The 15,480-nt window shown below is 67.4% G+C and carries 13 protein-coding genes; 5 read left to right on the top strand and 8 right to left on the bottom strand.

What is annotated here, in order from left to right; all coding sequences use genetic code 11:
* Positions 1 to 65: 65 nt before the first annotated feature.
* Positions 66 to 1,067 (top strand): SLAC1 anion channel family protein, encoded by a 1,002-nt coding sequence (locus BDO18943_RS14540; RefSeq protein ID WP_175022872.1) that lies wholly within the window; start codon positions 66 to 68, stop codon positions 1,065 to 1,067.
* A 266-nt stretch (positions 1,068 to 1,333) separates the two neighbouring features.
* On the opposite strand, the gene BDO18943_RS14535 is transcribed toward BDO18943_RS14540, so the two are convergent.
* Both BDO18943_RS14535 and BDO18943_RS14530 read right to left on the bottom strand, forming a co-directional pair.
* Entirely contained in the window at positions 1,334 to 2,827 is a 1,494-nt protein-coding gene (locus BDO18943_RS14535) for a M81 family metallopeptidase (protein WP_175022870.1), read from the bottom strand.
* A 101-nt stretch (positions 2,828 to 2,928) separates the two neighbouring features.
* A complete protein-coding gene (locus BDO18943_RS14530) occupies positions 2,929 to 4,233 on the bottom strand; it encodes an MFS transporter (protein WP_175022869.1) in 1,305 nt (434 codons plus the stop codon).
* Positions 4,234 to 4,374: 141 nt separating this feature from the next.
* On the opposite strand from BDO18943_RS14530, the gene BDO18943_RS14525 reads away from it, so the two are divergent.
* Entirely contained in the window at positions 4,375 to 5,346 is a 972-nt protein-coding gene (locus BDO18943_RS14525) for a LysR family transcriptional regulator (RefSeq protein WP_175022867.1), read from the top strand.
* 27 nt (positions 5,347 to 5,373) lie between these two features.
* Here the strand turns inward: BDO18943_RS14525 and BDO18943_RS14520 are convergent, their stop codons facing one another.
* Positions 5,374 to 6,264: a LysR family transcriptional regulator gene (locus tag BDO18943_RS14520; protein ID WP_175022865.1), complete on the bottom strand. Its 891-nt coding sequence runs from the start codon at positions 6,262 to 6,264 to the stop codon at positions 5,374 to 5,376.
* Positions 6,265 to 6,363: 99 nt separating this feature from the next.
* On the opposite strand from BDO18943_RS14520, the gene BDO18943_RS14515 reads away from it, so the two are divergent.
* A complete protein-coding gene (locus tag BDO18943_RS14515) occupies positions 6,364 to 6,807 on the top strand; it encodes a PACE efflux transporter (RefSeq protein WP_175022864.1) in 444 nt (147 codons plus the stop codon).
* A 123-nt stretch (positions 6,808 to 6,930) separates the two neighbouring features.
* Positions 6,931 to 7,869, top strand: coding sequence for a hypothetical protein (locus tag BDO18943_RS14510; protein WP_175022862.1), 939 nt, complete (start codon positions 6,931 to 6,933; stop codon positions 7,867 to 7,869).
* Positions 7,870 to 7,995: 126 nt separating this feature from the next.
* On the opposite strand, the gene BDO18943_RS14505 is transcribed toward BDO18943_RS14510, so the two are convergent.
* The 5 genes from BDO18943_RS14505 to BDO18943_RS14485 form a co-directional block, all read right to left on the bottom strand.
* Positions 7,996 to 8,847, bottom strand: a complete 852-nt coding sequence (locus BDO18943_RS14505) for an alpha/beta fold hydrolase (protein WP_043180903.1) — start codon at positions 8,845 to 8,847, stop codon at positions 7,996 to 7,998.
* 269 nt (positions 8,848 to 9,116) lie between these two features.
* Positions 9,117 to 9,458 (bottom strand): DUF3579 domain-containing protein, encoded by a 342-nt coding sequence (locus BDO18943_RS14500; protein ID WP_175022860.1) that lies wholly within the window; start codon positions 9,456 to 9,458, stop codon positions 9,117 to 9,119.
* Positions 9,459 to 9,483: 25 nt separating this feature from the next.
* The gene (locus tag BDO18943_RS14495; RefSeq protein WP_175022858.1) at positions 9,484 to 10,845 is read right to left on the bottom strand and encodes a sigma-54-dependent transcriptional regulator; all 1,362 of its coding nucleotides are present in this window, start codon (positions 10,843 to 10,845) and stop codon (positions 9,484 to 9,486) included.
* Positions 10,835 to 12,718, bottom strand: coding sequence for a sensor histidine kinase (locus BDO18943_RS14490; RefSeq protein WP_175022856.1), 1,884 nt, complete (start codon positions 12,716 to 12,718; stop codon positions 10,835 to 10,837). Before BDO18943_RS14490 ends, BDO18943_RS14495 begins: the two co-directional genes overlap by 11 nt.
* Before the next feature lie 127 nt (positions 12,719 to 12,845).
* Positions 12,846 to 14,210: a 2-hydroxycarboxylate transporter family protein gene (locus BDO18943_RS14485; RefSeq protein ID WP_043180896.1), complete on the bottom strand. Its 1,365-nt coding sequence runs from the start codon at positions 14,208 to 14,210 to the stop codon at positions 12,846 to 12,848.
* A 434-nt stretch (positions 14,211 to 14,644) separates the two neighbouring features.
* Between BDO18943_RS14485 and BDO18943_RS14480 the strand changes: the two genes are divergently transcribed.
* A complete protein-coding gene (locus tag BDO18943_RS14480) occupies positions 14,645 to 15,475 on the top strand; it encodes a MetQ/NlpA family ABC transporter substrate-binding protein (protein WP_175022854.1) in 831 nt (276 codons plus the stop codon).
* Positions 15,476 to 15,480 lie beyond the last annotated feature (5 nt).

Genomic DNA, 15,480 nt, shown 5'->3' with positions numbered 1-15,480 from the left:
GCCGGGGATGCGGTTGCCGCGCTTGACGCGCAAGCCGAGTCGATCGTTTTTTCCGGGAGAACACGATGATGACCGTCGTACCCACATCCACCGCCGTGGATTCGGGCAGTACGCTCGCCCATTTGCCCATCGCCCTGTTCGGTTCGGTGATGGGGCTGACCGGACTGGCCGTCGCCTGGCGGTTCGCACAGGTTCAATTTGGTGCGCCATTGTGGGTGGCCCAGGGGGTCGGCGCGATCGCGCTGGCTGCATTCGTGGTGCTCGCAGTCGTCTATCTTGCGAAGCTGGCGATTCATCCCGACCGGGTGCGCGCGGAATTCGCGCATCCGATCGCAGGCAACATGTTCGGCACGCCGATGATCAGTCTTCTGTTGATCCCGCTGTTGCTGGCGGACCAGCATCTGCTGCTGGCGCGTGTTCTCTGGTGTATCGGCGCCGCGGGCATGACGCTGCTCGCGTGGTGGATGGTCATGCGCTGGATCAGCGTACGACAGCAACCCGAACATGCCACGCCGGCCTGGATCGTTCCCGTCGTCGGCATGCTCGATATTCCGCTGGCTGCACCCGCGCTGGGCTGGGCGCACGGCATGCACGGATTGATGGCATTCGGGACCGCAGTCGGCCTGTTTTTCGCGGTGCCGTTGTTCACGATGATCGTGTCGCGTCTGATGTTCGCCGAACCCTTTCCCGATGCGATGCGGCCATCGCTTCTGATCCTGTGCGCGCCATTCGCGGTCGGATTTTCGGCCTACGTGGCCACCACGGGCGTGATCGACGATTTCGCCACGGGCCTCTACATGGTGATGCTTTTCGTGCTGGCCGTGCTCGTCACACGCCTGTGGCATCTGGGCCGTTGCTGCCCGTTTCGCGTGTCGTGGTGGGCCGTCAGTTTTCCGCTGGCGGCGTCTGCTGTGGCGGCGCTGAAATATGCGGGCTTCGCGCAACACCCGTCGGCGGATGCCATTGCTGCCGTGTTGCTCGGATTGGCCAGTCTCGTGATTGCGGCCTTGTTCCTGCGCACCGCCTGGGGCATTGCGCGTGGAGAGTTGCGGACACTGAGCACGTGAATGTATCGGTAGGGGAGGCGGGTAAGGGGGCATTGCAATGCCCCTTTGATGGCGTGATGTCGTCCATCACCATGTTGCAACTAACGGTCAATCCGTGCCGGCACCTTCCAACGGTGCGGACGGTGTCCCGCCGCCCGCACCGATCCGGCATCGCGGCCAGCAGGACTCGGGACGGAACGGGGCCTTTGACTGCGGTGCCGGATACGCGGGCGTGACGCGTGTCCGGCAGTCTGGACACGCACGCGTCACGCGTCACGAGTCACGCGTCATGCGCCCGCGAACGCGTCGCCCATCGGCCTCGTTCGGATACCGCGCGCGAGCCGCGTCCACGGCAGGTCGGCCGGGTCGGCCTGCATTGGTCCCGGCGCCTTCGCGATCAGGATGGCGTGCGCGATGCCCTGGAAGTCGGCGCGGAAATGCACCGAACTTTTGTTGACGAGGATTTTCATCGCTTCCGGTTCGATGCCGCCCACGCGGTACAGGTTGCGATCGAGCATCTGCGCCTTGCCGCCGCTGACGACGATCCGCACGCCGTCGATCCTCAGGCAGGCGACCGGCCCGACGTCGGCCAGCATGCCGTTCATCATCGGCCCGTCGTAGCGGCACACGCCGTCCGATACCGCGATGACCTCGAAGTGTCCGCGAAACGGCTCGTCGCCGGGTACGCCGGAGCCACCGAGCGACAGTTCGATGCGCGCACCGACACCGGCCCGCACCGCCGCCGCGGCTGCGACCGGATCCCACAGCAGGCCGAGCGCCGCGTCTTGCGCGCCATTGCGCAGCAACGCGCGCAGCAGGCCCGTCGTGTTGGAATCGCCACCCGCCCCCGGGTTGTCCTGCGTGTCGGCGATCACGACCGGCCGGCTCGCGCCTTCCGCGAGCCGCATGGCTTCGCGCACCGCGTCGTCGGGTGACAGGAACGGGACTTGCCACTGCGCTTCGTCGGCCAGCATCTTGTCGTACAGCGCCTGCACGGCCGCGTCGACTGCGTCGGCGTCGCCATAGCCCCAGATGACCGGCCCGCATTCGGGGAAATCCGCTGCCGGAAAACCCGGCGCGAACGACAGCGATGCGACGCCGTCCGTCTCCAACGCCGCGAGGCGCGCGTACATCTCGCGCGCGGGATCGAGCAGCGTGCACATTCCGTTGATCGGGATCAGGAACGGCAGCCGCCGCGCGGCGCGGCGTAGCGGGTCGCCGCCGGCGAGGAGACGTTCGAGCAACACGGCCGTGCGTTCGCCGGTCTCGGCCATGTCCACGTGCGGGTACGTGCGATAGGCGACCAGCGCGTCGGCATGGCTCAGCATCCGGTCGGTGACGTTCGCGTGCAGGTCGAGCGACGCGATCACCGGCACGGCCGGGCCGACTGCGTCGCGTACGCGTTCGAGCAGCGTTCCTTCGCCGTCGTCGGTATGCTCGGCGACCATCGCGCCGTGCAGGTCGAGATACACCGCATCGAAGTCGCCGCGCCGCGCCGCGTCGACGATCTCGCCGGCGATCCGTTCGAACGCATCCTCGGTGACATGCGCCGACGGGCTCGCGCCCGCCCAGATCACCGGCTGCAACGCCCAGCCGCGCCGCTCGGCCGCGTTGATGAAGCCTCCCGCCGGGATGTTGACGTTGCGCAGCGCGAGCACGTCCGCGCCACGCGCCATGGCGGGAAAGCCTTCGCCGCGTTCGAAGTTCGCATAGGCGGCCCGCGTGGGGGCGAAGGTGTTGGTTTCGTGCTGGAAACCGGCGATCAGGATGCGTGTGGTCATGAGACTGATTCCAGGAAAACGGTCGGTGCAGGCGACGCGCGCCTGCCGGCAGGGCCGGCGGTACGGCGCCGCACGAGGTCAATGGGGCGATGCGGCGTGGATCAGCGCGTCGCGACGGGGAGGCGGTTCATGATCAGCGTCACGGCGCCGGCGACCATCAAGGCGACGATCACCAGCAGCCCGGCCTGCATGCTGCCGGTCGCGGTGCGGATCTCGCCGATGACGGTCGGGCTGAGGAAGCCGCCGATCAGGCCGATCGTGTTGATGAGCGCGATGCCGCCGGCGGCCGCGTTGCCAGTCAGGTATTGCGACGGGATCGCCCAGAACACGGTATAGGCGGCCCACGTCAGCGCCGTCGCGATCGTCATGCAGACGAGCGATATCGCGAGGTTGCCGTCGGAGAAGGTCGCGGCGGCCAGCGCGGCCGCCGCGACCAGCGCCGACACCGCGCTGTGCAGCCGGCGTTCGCCGCGTCGATCCGAGCGTCGGCCGATCACGAGCATCGCGCCTGCGGCCGCGATATACGGAATCATCGAGTAGAAGCCGATCTGCATCGTGTCGGTCACGCCGTTCGCCTTGAGGATCGACGGCAGCCAGAAGCTGACCGCGTAGATCCCGCAGATCATCGTGAAGTAGGCGAAGGCCAGCAGGTAGACGCGCGGGTCGCGTGCCGCCTGCCCGAACGCATGGTGGCCGGCCGCGGGCGTGTGCAGCTCGGATGCGAGCAGGCTTTTTTCGCGGTCGGTCAGCCACGCCGCATCGTCGGGCCGGTCGGCCAGCACCTTGAGGACGAAGAGGCCGAGCAACGCGCACGGCAGGCCTTCGACGACGAACATCCATTGCCAGCCGGCCAGGCCGTGTGCGCCGTCGAAGGCGGTCATCAGCCAGGTCGACAGCGGCGAGCCGACGATGCCGCCGATCGGGCCGGCGAGCATCACGACCGCCATCACGCCGGCCATGCGCCGCGTGCTGTACCAGTACGTCAGGTAGAAGATCATCCCCGGCGCGAAGCCGGCCTCGAACACGCCGAGCAGGAATCGCAGCACGTAGAACGAGGTTTCGTCGCGCGCGAACATCATGGCGGCCGACGTCAGGCCCCATAGCACCATGATCCGGCTGATGGTCTTGCGTGCGCCGATCCTGGGCAGCAGCAGGTTGCTCGGAATCTCGAACAGCACGTAGCCGAGAAAGAAGATGCCGGCACCGAGGCCGTACGCGGCGTCGGAGAAGCCGAGCGCGCTCTGCATGTGCAGCTTCGCGAAGCCGATGTTCACCCGGTCCAGATAGGCGAACGTGTAGCACAGCAGCAGGAGCGGCAGCAGGCGCCAGTTCAGCTTGCGATACAGGGCCTGCACGGGGGCGCTGTCCTGGGCCGCCGGATGGCGGAAGGAGGAAACGGCGGACATATCTGTCTCCGGTGACGTGGGCGACTTGCAACAGGGATCTTGGTTGCTGCATCGTCGGAGAGACGAAAAAGCAGAGCAAGAGCAACTTCCATGAGCTAATGTTGCTCAACAGGCAACACACTGCGATGAACCGGAATCCCCATGCGCGAACTGAACCAGCGCCGCTTGCGCTACTTTCATGAAGTCCTGACCCACGGCTCGATCCGCGGCGCAGCCGACAGCATCAACACCGCGCCGTCGGTGATCACGCGGCAGATCCGGCTGCTCGAGGAGGAAATCGGCGTCGAACTGTTCGAGCGCCAGGCGCGTGGCGTGCGGCCGACCGAGGCTGCCGCGCATCTGCTCGAATACTGGCGCGGTTGCCGCTCGCAGCAGGAACTGTTCGAGGAGCGGTTGCAGGCGCTGCGGCGGCTGCAGTCCGGCCAGGTGCGCATCGTGACCAGCGAAGGCTATGTCGACGTGCTGATGGACGAGGTGCTGACCGATTTCTGCATGCGTTATCCGAAGCTCGACGTGATCGTCGACGTGCTGCCCGTCAACAACGTGCTGCAGGAGGTGGCCGAGAGCCGCGCGCATATCGGGCTGGCGTACAACCCGCCCGCGCATCCGGAGATCCGGTATCTCGCGACGTCGTCGCAGCCGGTGGTGGCGCTCGTCCACGCGGGCCATCCATTCGCGGTACGCGGCGGCGCGGTGCGCGCGCACGAGCTCGGCGCGTATCCGCTCGCGCTGATGCCGCCGGCCTTCGGCCTCGGTCAGGTTGCGCAGATGCTCGCCTATACGGAGAACCTGCCGATCCGCCCGACGCTGACGACCAACTCGCTTGCGGTGCTGCGTCATTTCGTCAAGCGCCATGAAGGGGTCACGCTGATCGGCGCGTTTGCGGCCTATCGCGAGCTGGAGAGCGGCGAACTCGTCGCGCTGCCGATCGAGCATCCGTTGTTCGATTCCGCGAAGGCGCGCCTGCTGGTGAAGATGGGGCGGCCGCTCGGCGTGGCCGCCGACACGTTGCTGAACTGCTTGCTGCACGACATGAAGATGTTCGCGACGGCGGATGGCGCCGGCCGGAACAAGGCGGCGACGCGGAAGCGGGCGGCCCGGCGCACTCGATAGTGCGTGCCGGGCCGCCGCATGCAACGATCAGGTGGCGTCGCGGCCCGCCCGCAGCGCGCGAAGCAGTTCGCTCGCCGCCTTGCCGAGCCCCGTGTGTTTCGGCCGCCGCAGGTACACGGGCAGCGGCAGCCCGTTGCGGATGTTGGCGAACACGAGCGGCGCGAGTTCGCCGTCGGCGACGTATCGGCCGATCACGGATTCCGGCAGGTTCGCCCAGCCGTGTCCGGCCTTCACGAGCGCGATCGCGGTGGCCATGTCGGTCACCTTCCACGAGCGGTTGCCGATCAACGGCCGCACGTCGGTCAGCGGCCGCTCGGGATCGGCGATCACGATCTGCCGGAAGCCGGACAGCCGCTCGATCGCCTCGGGCTGCGCGCATTCGGCGATGGCCGGATGGCTCGGCGCGGCGACCGCGACGCGTGTCTCCGTCCACAGCGCATGGATCTGCTCCTGCGGATGCAGGTCGAGCCCGCAGTAAGCCACACAGAGATCGATGGCAGTGCGATGCAGCGCGTCGACGATCGCGTCCTGCGGCGCCGTGACGACGCTGATGGCGAGCGCCGGATACTTCGCGGCGACCGCCATCAGCGCGCGGGCGACGGGCGCTGGGTCGATTTCGGCCGCGACGCCGAGCCGCAGCGTGTCTTCGACGCCTTCCGACAGGTGCTGTGCGTGTGCGCGCAACACCTGCAACTGCCCGGCGATCGACCGCGCGTCGGGCAGCAGCGCGGCCATTGCGGCGGTCGGCGTCGGTTCGCGTGTGGCGCGGTCGAACAGCACGAGGCCGAGTTCGGCCTCGAGGTTCGCGATCGCCATGCTGATCGCCGACGGCGTGCGGCCGAGCGCCCGTGCGGCGGCGGAAAACGAGCCTTTGTCGATGACGGTCAGCAGCATGTCGATGTGGTCGCTGGTCAGCATGCGCGGGCCTCCTGTCAGAAAAATTGAAAGGACCTGACTTTTGCGGACGCATTACCCGCTGATAGTCTCGCCACCTTGTTCGATAGAAGGTGGATGGTCATGCAAGGGTGGAAGAGACGCATAGTCTACGTCGTGATGTTCGAGGTGCTCGGCATCCTGATCGCATCGTCGGTGCTCGGCATGCTGAGCGGCGCGAGCGTGGCGACGAGCGGCCTGATGGGGGTGATGATCTCGACGACGGGCGTCACCGTCAATTTCCTGTACAACCTCGCGTTCGAGGCGTGGGAGCGCAAGCGCGCGGCGACGACGCGCACGGTCGGGCGCCGCGTGCTGCATGCGATCGGCTTCCAGGTTGCGCTCGTGACGTTCCTGATCCCGCTGATCGCATGGTGGCTCGATGTGTCGTTGCTGCAAGCGTTCCTGTACGACGCGGTGCTGATCGTGTTCTTCCCGATCTTCACGTTCGCGTACAACTGGGCGTTCGACAGCGTGTTCGGGCTGCCGGATGCGGTCACGCGCAAGGCGGAGCCGGCGGTCTGGTAAGCGACGGCGCGGCGCGTCCGGAGGCAGCCGCTACAATCGCGCAATGCATCGTTCGGGCGCGCGGGCCGCATGCCCGACGGTATTCCGTCGCGATTCATGCGCCCGAACGGGCCGTTCAAACCGATGAGCATTCGAAAGACGTCGATATCCTGCGTGGCGTGGCTTGCCGGCGCATTCATCGTTGCATCGTCCGCGCAGGCGGAAGGGCCGAGGGTGCTGCCGCGCAGCGAACAGGCCGATAACGGTTACGCCTCGACGCAATTGCTGCTCAAGCCGTGCGTCGACGTGCGCAAGCTGAGCGACGACCCGGATGACGATCTGTTGAAGGCGGCGGCCGCCGCGCGTGCCGCGCTGCCGCCCGGCACCTGCGACAACGTCGTGTTGGCGGAGAAGGTGTTTACCGCGCGGTTTCTCCAGTACGCGACGCTTGCCGTGGTGGACGACCCGTGGAATATCGACGAGAAGATCGATGCGCAGAACCGGGCAATCGGGCGCTGCAAGGACACGCGATGTCTCGATCGCGAACTGGATGCCGTGATCGGTGCGCTGTCGCCGCTGTACCTGCATGCGCATCCCGTGTGGCCGCGCGGCAACGGCCTGTGCACGAGCGCGCCGGTCGATGCGCGTGCCGATCGCGCGCTGGCACCGCTCGGCACACGTGTACGCAAGGCGCTTGCCGGCGAATGCGGCGACGAAGCGGTGACTGCGCAAACCTGCGAGGGCCCGCACGGCAAGATGCTGTTCGTGAGCTGCGAGATGAGCGGGAACCAGGTCAACGCGAATCAATGGCTGTACCGTGAGCGCAAGCGCGGATTCGAACCGCTGCTGGGCGTCGACGACGGCCCGGTCGGCGTGCTCGGCACCACCTGCAACGGGTGGCCCGACCTCAAGACGCTGGCCCGGATCAGCATGGGTGAGCATCAGGCGACGTATTACCGCTACGACGGCGGCACGTACCTGCCCGTCTACTCATACACCGAAACGGGTGTCGGCAGCGACCGCAACGGCTACGACCTCGTCGTTGCGCAGGGCGGGCCGTCCGTCCGGGTGACCTGCCGATAACGGCCAGACCGCCGCGCTGCCTCGGATCGCCTCGCCGGACGCATGGCGAATGCGCCGGTCCCCACGTATCCGCATCGTCGTTGAACAGTGAGGAGAACGGGCGGCGCAGAAGCCGCCCGGGCGCACTTACGCGGCGATGAACTCGTGCACGTAACGGTTGAACACGGCGGGGCTCGCCGCGTTCATCCCGTGCGATGCGCCGGCAACGGTTTGCCGTTGCGCATTGCCGATCCACTGCGACAGCGTATCGACGTTGTTGCGGAACATCTTCGGGCTGCGCTGGCCGTCGATCAGCAGCGTGCGGCATGCGATGTCGCCGGCCGTGTGCTGCGAGTACGCGGGCAGCGGGTCGCGCAACTGCTTCGGCAGCGTGCTCGCGTTGTCGATCGCCATCGTGCGGAAACGCGACGTGCTCTTCTTCCAGGCGCCCGGCAGGCTCACGGAATCGACGAACATCTCGAGGCCCGATTCGACGTCGCCTTGCCCGATCAGGTTCACGGCCTGCGTGCGCAGCGCGATTGCGGCGGCCGGCAGCGCGGCTTCGCGCACGCCCGGCTGTTGCAGCGGGCCGCCCGGATCGGCGAGCGTCAGCGACTCGACGAGGTGCGGATGCTGGCGTGCGACGTTGAACGCGACGCTGCCGCCGCGCGAGTGGCCGACCAGGTGCACGGGGCCGAGATCGAGCGCGTCGATGAATTCGGCGAGCTCGTTGACGTGGTTCTGCCAGCCGAACTCGTCCTGGATGCCCGCTTCGACGGCCGGCCAGTAATGGCTGAGGCTCGGGGCGATGCAGCGGTAGTGGGCCGACAGCGAGGCGAGCTGCGGATCCCAGTAGCGGTAGTCGCACAGCGAGCCGTGCACGAACACCATCGGCGCGCCGCTGCCCCGCTCGACATACGGCAGGCTGATGCCTGACGAAAGCGTCGCAAATTGCAGGTCGGGGTTCGCGAGCACGGACGGCTCGATTCGCATGTTCATCTGAAAAACTCAAAGGTGCGTCAACACGACGCAACTATGCATCACGGCGACCTGCAAGGAAAACGCATAATTTTCATCGTCACGATCAATTTTATTGATGGCTCGGCCGCAAACCCTTGTCGGAGGGGGAAGGGTGTCGATGCTTTCAATCGTCTAACGATTGACCGTGGTGCCGGAATGGCCGGAAAAGGGCGTGCGGGGGCCTGTGCACCGGCGCATCGCACGTTTGGAAAACGGGAAGGCCGCGAGCCGCGAAAGCGGCCCGCGTGTCAGCGCACCGTCAGGGCGGGCGCGGTCTGAAGCTCGACGGGGAGGTCGTTGTCGGCCGCGAACTGCATCGCGAAGTCGAATGCGTCCGCGCACACGGTGCGCAATTCGTCCGACACGAACAGGCATTTGGCGCCGCCGTCGACGACGGGCATCGCGAGCCGCGACAGCGCGCACGGATAGCCGGGCCGTCGCTCGCCGACGAACAGCGTGATGACGCCCGCGAGCCGTTCGGGCCAGTCGCTCGGGCGGAAGGTTTTCTGCGCGCGCGTGACGCCGCGGATCAGGTGGCCGCGGGGTTCGCCGATGAGGCGGCCGCGTTCGGTGATGTCGATGCGATCCATGCTGGTGTGCGTGTCCTCGTTCGCGTCATTCGCCGCCATCGGCCGCCGCGTCGCCGCGCGCGGGAATCCGCAGGTTGCGCAGCTTGTGATAGAGCGTCTTCTTCGGCATCCCGAGCGCTTCGCTCGCGTCCGCGACGTTGCCGTTGTGACGCTGCAGCATGTCCTCGATCAGCATCCGTTCGAAATACGCGAGCTGTTCCGCGAGCGTGCCGCCCGCGGCCGGCGTGCCGCCGGACGACAGCAGGCTGTCGCCGGTCAGCCCGAGCACGAAGCGGTCGGCCACGTTCTGCAGCTCGCGCACGTTGCCGGGCCACGCGTGCGTCATCAGTTCGGACACCTGCGCAGCCGTGACGACCGGCGCCGGCTGCCCGAAGCGGCGCGCGGCCGCGAGCACGAAATGCTCGAACAGCAGCGGCACGTCCTCGCGCCGCTCGCGCAGCGGCGGCAGTTCGATTTGCGCAACGTTGAGGCGATACAGCAAGTCCGCGCGAAAGCGGCCGTCGGCCGCGAGCTCGGCGAGATCGGCCTTCGATGCGGCAACCACGCGGCAGTCGACCGGGATCAACTCGTTCGCGCCGAGCCGCTCGACCACGCGTTCCTGCAGCACGCGCAGCATCTTGATCTGCAGCGGAATCGGCATCGTCTCGATCTCGTCGAGGAACAGCGTACCGCCGTCCGCCCATTCGATCTTGCCGATGCGCTTCTTGATCGCGCCGGTGAACGCGCCGGCTTCATGCCCGAACAACTCGCTCTCGAAGACCTGCTCCGGCAGGCCGCCGCAGTTCAGCGCGACGAAATGCGCGTCGCGCCGGCCGCCGAAGTCGTGCAGGCTGCGCGCGATCAGTTCCTTGCCGGTGCCCGTCTCGCCGGTGATCAGCACCGACACCGACGTACCGGCGAGGCGCAGGATCTTCTTGCGCACGTCGGCCATCGCGGGCGACTTGCCGAGCACGAACGCCTCGATGCCCTGCCAGTTGTTCAGTGCCGCGCGCAGCCCCTGCACCTCGAGCGTCAGGCGGCGCTTCTCGACCGCGCGCGCGACGCGTCCCGCGATCACGTCCGACGAGAACGGCTTCTCGATGAAGTCGTACGCGCCGACCTGCATCGCGCCGACGGCCGTCGAGATATCGGCATGGCCGCTGATCAGCACGACCGGGATCTGCGCATCGATCGCCATCACGCGATCGAGCAGCTGCAGCCCGTCGATGCCCGGCATCCGCACGTCCGACACGATCACGACCGGCGCGCCGGGCGCGACGTGATGCAGCGCGTCGGCGGCCGACGCGAACGCATCGACCGCGAAGCCGGCAAGCGCCACCGCCTGCTCGACGCCGATCCGGACGTTTTCATCGTCCTCGACGACCAGCACCCGAATCTCATCTTCCATGCTCTGTCCTTTGCAGCGTGGCCGCCGCGAATTCGATACTGAACTGCGCGCCGCCTTCGTCGCGGTTCGTCGCGGCGATTTTCGCGCCGAACGCCTCGACGATGCGCGACGTGATCGCGAGGCCGAGCCCGAGACCCTGGCCGCGCGGCTTGGTCGTGACGAACGGCTCGAACAGGTGCGCCAGCACTTCGGGCGCGATGCCCGCGCCGCTGTCGGCGACGGTGAAGCGCACGCGGCCGGCTTCGTCCGGCCCGGTGGCTTCGACGACGATGCGGCGCACGGGCGCGTCATGCACCGCGTCGAGCGCGTTGCCGAGCAGGTTCACGATCACCTGCTGCAACTGGCTCGATTCGGCCGACACGGCGGTGCCGGGCGCGATGTTCACGTCGAGCTGCACCCCTTCGTCGCGGATCCGCGCATCGTAGATGAGCCGCGCATGCGCGACGGCTTCGTTCAGCGACACCGCGACGCGCTCGACGTCGGGCTTGCGCGCGAAGGTCTTCAGCTCGCCGGTGAGGACGGCCATGCTGTCGACGAGCTTGCCGATCCGTTCGAGATTGGCGAGCGCCGGCGCCGGCTGGCCGCGCTCGAAGAACGTGCGCGCGTTGTCGCACAGCGTGCGGATCGCGACGAGCGGCTGGTTCAGCTCGTGCGTGAGGCCGGCGGCCATCTGCCCGAGCACCGCGAGCTTGCCTGCGTGCACGACTTCCTGCTGGGACGCGCGCAGCCGCTGTTCGGTGCGCTCGCGCTCGACGATCTCGCGCTGCATCCGTTCGTTCGCGGCCGTCAGCGCGGCCGTACGCTGCGCGACGGTCAGCTCGAGCTGGTCGTTCGCCCGGCGCAGCGCGTCCTGCGCGTTCAACCGCGCGACGATCGCCCGGCGGCGCTGGATCGCGTAGCCGGCCAGCAGTGCGGCGATCAGGAACGCGCCGGTGACGAACACGAAGGCCGTCTGCTGCTGGCGCCGCGCGCCCGCGATGTCGAGCAGCACCATCAGCGAATCGCCGGCCTGCGGCGCGGGGCGCGACATCACGAGATAGCGCGTGGTGCGGCCGCTGTGGCGCGTATCGGGGAAGGTGCCGAACCATGCGGCCGCGCTGCGGTCGCCGATGCGGCGGTACGGCAGCGCGTCGACCGTGCGGCCCGCGTATTGCCGCGACGCCTGGATGTCGCGCTGCTGCTGCGCGGTGATCGGGCGCAGCGCGGTGAATTTCCACGCGGGTTCGGTCGAGATCACGACCACGCCGTTGCTGTCGACGACCATCGCGGCGACGCCCGGCGCGCGCCATGCCGATTCGAGCGGATCGACGCTGATCTTCACGGCGGCCACGCCGATCGGCACGCCGTCGTCGCGCACCGCACTGGCGAAGTAGACGCCCGGCACGCCGGTGTTGGTGCCGATGCCGAAGAAGCGGCCGCTGCCGCGCGCGAGCGCGTCCTTGAAATACGGCCGGTACGACACGTTGGTGCCGACGAAGCTGAGCGTCTCGTTCCAGTTGCTGGCGGCGATCACGTCGCCCCGCAGGTCGATCACGTCGACCGCGCCGCTGCCCGCGTCGCGATTCACCGCTTCGAGGTACGTATCGACCGTGTGCACGAGCCTGGGGGCGTCCTGCGGCGCGGCTTTCAGCATCGCGCGCACGCCGTCCTGCCGCGCGACCAGGCCGGGCAGAATTTCGAAGCGGCCGAGTTCGCTCTTCAGGCTCGACGCATACAGGTCGAGCCGGTGCGCGCCGGTTTCCTCGAGCGCGTCGATCGCGCGTTCCCACGCGAAATCGACGGCCGCGGCCGCGACGCACACATACAGCACGCCGGCCGAGGCCCAGCCCCACCACGGGATTCCCTTGAAGCTCTTCTGCACGTTCGCCCTCATCGAAGCCCGCAACCGTCCGCACGGCGTGATGCCCGGAACGACGCCCTGAACGACGCGCGCCGCGCGCCGGCTGGGCCGGCGGCGGCGCGTGCGAAGCGGCCTGCGCGACGGTGCGCGCGGCGGCGCGTCATCCGAAGTGGGCGATCAGGATCAGCGTGACCGTGACGACGATCGCGCCGCCGATACGCGTCGCGATCTGCGCGAACGGCATCAGCTGCATCCGGTTCGCGGCGGTCAGGATCGCGACGTCGCCGGTGCCGCCTTGCCCGCTGTGGCAGGCGTTCACGATTGCGGTGTCGATAGGGTACATCTTCATCAGGCGGCCGACCACGAAACCGGTGCCCATCAGCGTCGCGACGGTCGACACGATCGTGACGACGTTGACGACCGTGAACGCGGCGGTCAGCTTGTCCCACGGCGTCATCGCGACGCCGATCGCGAACAGCAGCGGATACGTGACGGCGGTCGAGAAGAACTTGTAGACCACGAACGCGCCTTCCTGCAGCGGCGGCGACACCGCGCGCGCGAGCTTCACGAGCACCGCGAGGAACAGCATCGCGACCGGCGCGGGCAGGCCGAACAGCTTGTGCGCCATCAGGCCGACCAGGTACAGCGTGATGGCCGTGATGCCGGCGCCCGCGATGTGCGAGACGTCGACGTGGCCGCGGATTTCCTCGTTCTCGGGCGTCATGTCGCCCGATTCGCCGACCTGCAGGCGGCCGTTGCCGGTCAGGTGCGGGAAGCGCTTGCCGAGCATGTCGAGCGCGCCCGACAGGATGATCGCGGTCAGGCTGCCGAGCATTACCGGCGGCAGCACCATCGCGAACATCTCGCCCTGCGGCAGGTGCATCAGTTCCGAATAGCCGATCGACAGCGGAATCGCGCCTTCGCCGACGCCGCCCGCCATGATCGGCACGACGATGTACAGCAGCGTGTGGCGCGCCCCGAGACCGAGCGCGGTACCGACCGCCGTGCCGACGATCGCGGCTGCGACCGAGCCGGCCGCGAGCGGGATGAAGATCTTCACGAAGCCCTGGATCAGCACGCGGCGATCCATGCTCAGGATGCTGCCGACGATGATCGACGCGATGAACAGGTACAGGAAGTTGGTCGACTTCGTGAATTCGATGGTGACGTTCAGCACCGGCTTCGGCAGCACGTGGTAGTACGTGAGCGCCGACGGCACGAAGGTCGCGAAGATCGCGGCCGCGCCGATGTTGCGCAAGAGCGGCAGGCGCTTGCCGAGTTCGGCACAGGTGAAGCCGAAGAACGCGAGCACCGCGATCGCCATCGAGATCTCGCCGGGCACCTTGCCGGTCACCGAGAAGCCGACGATCAGCGCGAGCAGGATGAAATAGACGGGCAGCGGGATGATGCCGATGCGGATTTCCATCAGTTTCCACCAGCCTTCCGGCCAGAAGCGCTCGCGCGGGGCGGCGACGGCGTCGGAAACCGGCTCCGGATGGGACGGGGTTTGGATAGAGGTCTGCAAGACGTGTCTCCTGATGTTGGTATGCCTGCATGGCTTCGCGGCATCGTGTGCCGTCTATTACGCAACCCCCGTGCCAGAAATCCGGCTGGCCGGAATATTTTTAATGCATTGATTTATAAGGAATTTTATTTGTCTGTTGAAAGGGTGGCCCGACCGGCTGGCCGAGATTTCGGAATTCGCCCGGCGCCCAGGCCGAGATTTCGGCCTGGCGGCCGGCCGCGCGCCCGGTCAGGCCCCCGATCCGGCGTGGCCGCCCGCCATATCGCCGCGCGCGATTTTCTTCGCACAATCGCTTCGTAGACCGTCCCCGCGCCGCTCTCTATCATCGGCTGATCCTTTTCCGACGCGCTTGACCCTTGTCCGGAGAACGCCCGTGCGTTCGCCGCGGCGTCGCTCATCCGTCGATACCGTCTTTGGACAGGAGAGTGGTTTCCATGCTGCATGCCGTTTTTTCCGCCCGTGTTTCCGCCGGCCGCTTCGCGCGTCTGCTGGCCGCCGCCCTGCTGGGCGTCGTGCTGCTCAATGGCGCGCAGGCCGACACCGCGCCGCTGAAGGTTGGTATCGCGACGAGCCCGCAGATCGATGCGCTGAAGATCGCCGCCAAGGAGGCGAAAGCGCAGGGGCTCGACGTGAAGATCATCGAGTTCACCGACTGGAATACGCCGAACGCGGCGCTCGCGAACAAGGACATCGACGTCAACTACTTCCAGCACATCCCGTTTCTCGAGAACGCGAAGAAGCAGGGCGGCTACGACTTCGTCGCGATCGCGCCGGGCACGATCATGAAGATCGGCCTCTATTCGAAGAAAGTGAAAAGCTTCAGCGAGCTGAAGGACGGCGCGAAGGTCGCGATCGCGAACGATCCGGTCAACGGCGGGCGCGGGCTGTTGCTGCTGCAGCGCGCGGGCCTTATCAAGCTCACGCCGGGCGCCGACTATCGCGCGACGACGCGCGACATCGTAGCCAACCCGAAGCACCTGAAGATCATCCCGCTCGAGGCGTCGCAGCTCGCACGCTCGCTCGACGACGTCGATCTCGCGCAGGGCTATCCGAGCTTCATCAAGCTCGCCGGCACGACCGACCCGAACAGCGCGCTGCTGTTCGACGGCACCGAGAACAAGAATTTCGCGGTGCAGTGGGTCGTGCGGCCCGACAGCGTGAACGACCCGCGCATCCGCAAGTTCATCGCGATCTACCAGCATTCGCCGGCGGTGCGCAAGGCGCTCGACAACGCGTTCGGCTCGCTGTACGCGATCGCGTGGTGACGGAG

The sequence above is a fragment of the Burkholderia aenigmatica genome (genome assembly GCF_902499175.1).
GTDB lineage: Bacteria > Pseudomonadota > Gammaproteobacteria > Burkholderiales > Burkholderiaceae > Burkholderia > Burkholderia aenigmatica.
This window is presented reverse-complemented; position numbering and strand designations above follow the sequence as displayed.

Excerpts from the sequence above, each read along its gene's own strand:
- BDO18943_RS14535 (WP_175022870.1), bottom strand. The coding sequence starts at position 2,827 with ATGACCACACGCATCCTGATCGCCGGTTTCCAGCACGAAACCAACACC.
- BDO18943_RS14505 (WP_043180903.1), bottom strand. The coding sequence starts at position 8,847 with ATGAACATGCGAATCGAGCCGTCCGTGCTCGCGAACCCCGACCTGCAA.
- BDO18943_RS14530 (WP_175022869.1), bottom strand. The coding sequence starts at position 4,233 with ATGTCCGCCGTTTCCTCCTTCCGCCATCCGGCGGCCCAGGACAGCGCC.
- BDO18943_RS14520 (WP_175022865.1), bottom strand. The coding sequence starts at position 6,264 with ATGCTGACCAGCGACCACATCGACATGCTGCTGACCGTCATCGACAAA.
- BDO18943_RS14495 (WP_175022858.1), bottom strand. The coding sequence starts at position 10,845 with ATGGAAGATGAGATTCGGGTGCTGGTCGTCGAGGACGATGAAAACGTC.
- BDO18943_RS14500 (WP_175022860.1), bottom strand. The coding sequence starts at position 9,458 with ATGGATCGCATCGACATCACCGAACGCGGCCGCCTCATCGGCGAACCC.
- BDO18943_RS14510 (WP_175022862.1), top strand. The coding sequence starts at position 6,931 with ATGAGCATTCGAAAGACGTCGATATCCTGCGTGGCGTGGCTTGCCGGC.
- BDO18943_RS14490 (WP_175022856.1), bottom strand. The coding sequence starts at position 12,718 with ATGAGGGCGAACGTGCAGAAGAGCTTCAAGGGAATCCCGTGGTGGGGC.
- BDO18943_RS14540 (WP_175022872.1), top strand. The coding sequence starts at position 66 with ATGATGACCGTCGTACCCACATCCACCGCCGTGGATTCGGGCAGTACG.
- BDO18943_RS14515 (WP_175022864.1), top strand. The coding sequence starts at position 6,364 with ATGCAAGGGTGGAAGAGACGCATAGTCTACGTCGTGATGTTCGAGGTG.
- BDO18943_RS14480 (WP_175022854.1), top strand. The coding sequence starts at position 14,645 with ATGCTGCATGCCGTTTTTTCCGCCCGTGTTTCCGCCGGCCGCTTCGCG.
- BDO18943_RS14525 (WP_175022867.1), top strand. The coding sequence starts at position 4,375 with ATGCGCGAACTGAACCAGCGCCGCTTGCGCTACTTTCATGAAGTCCTG.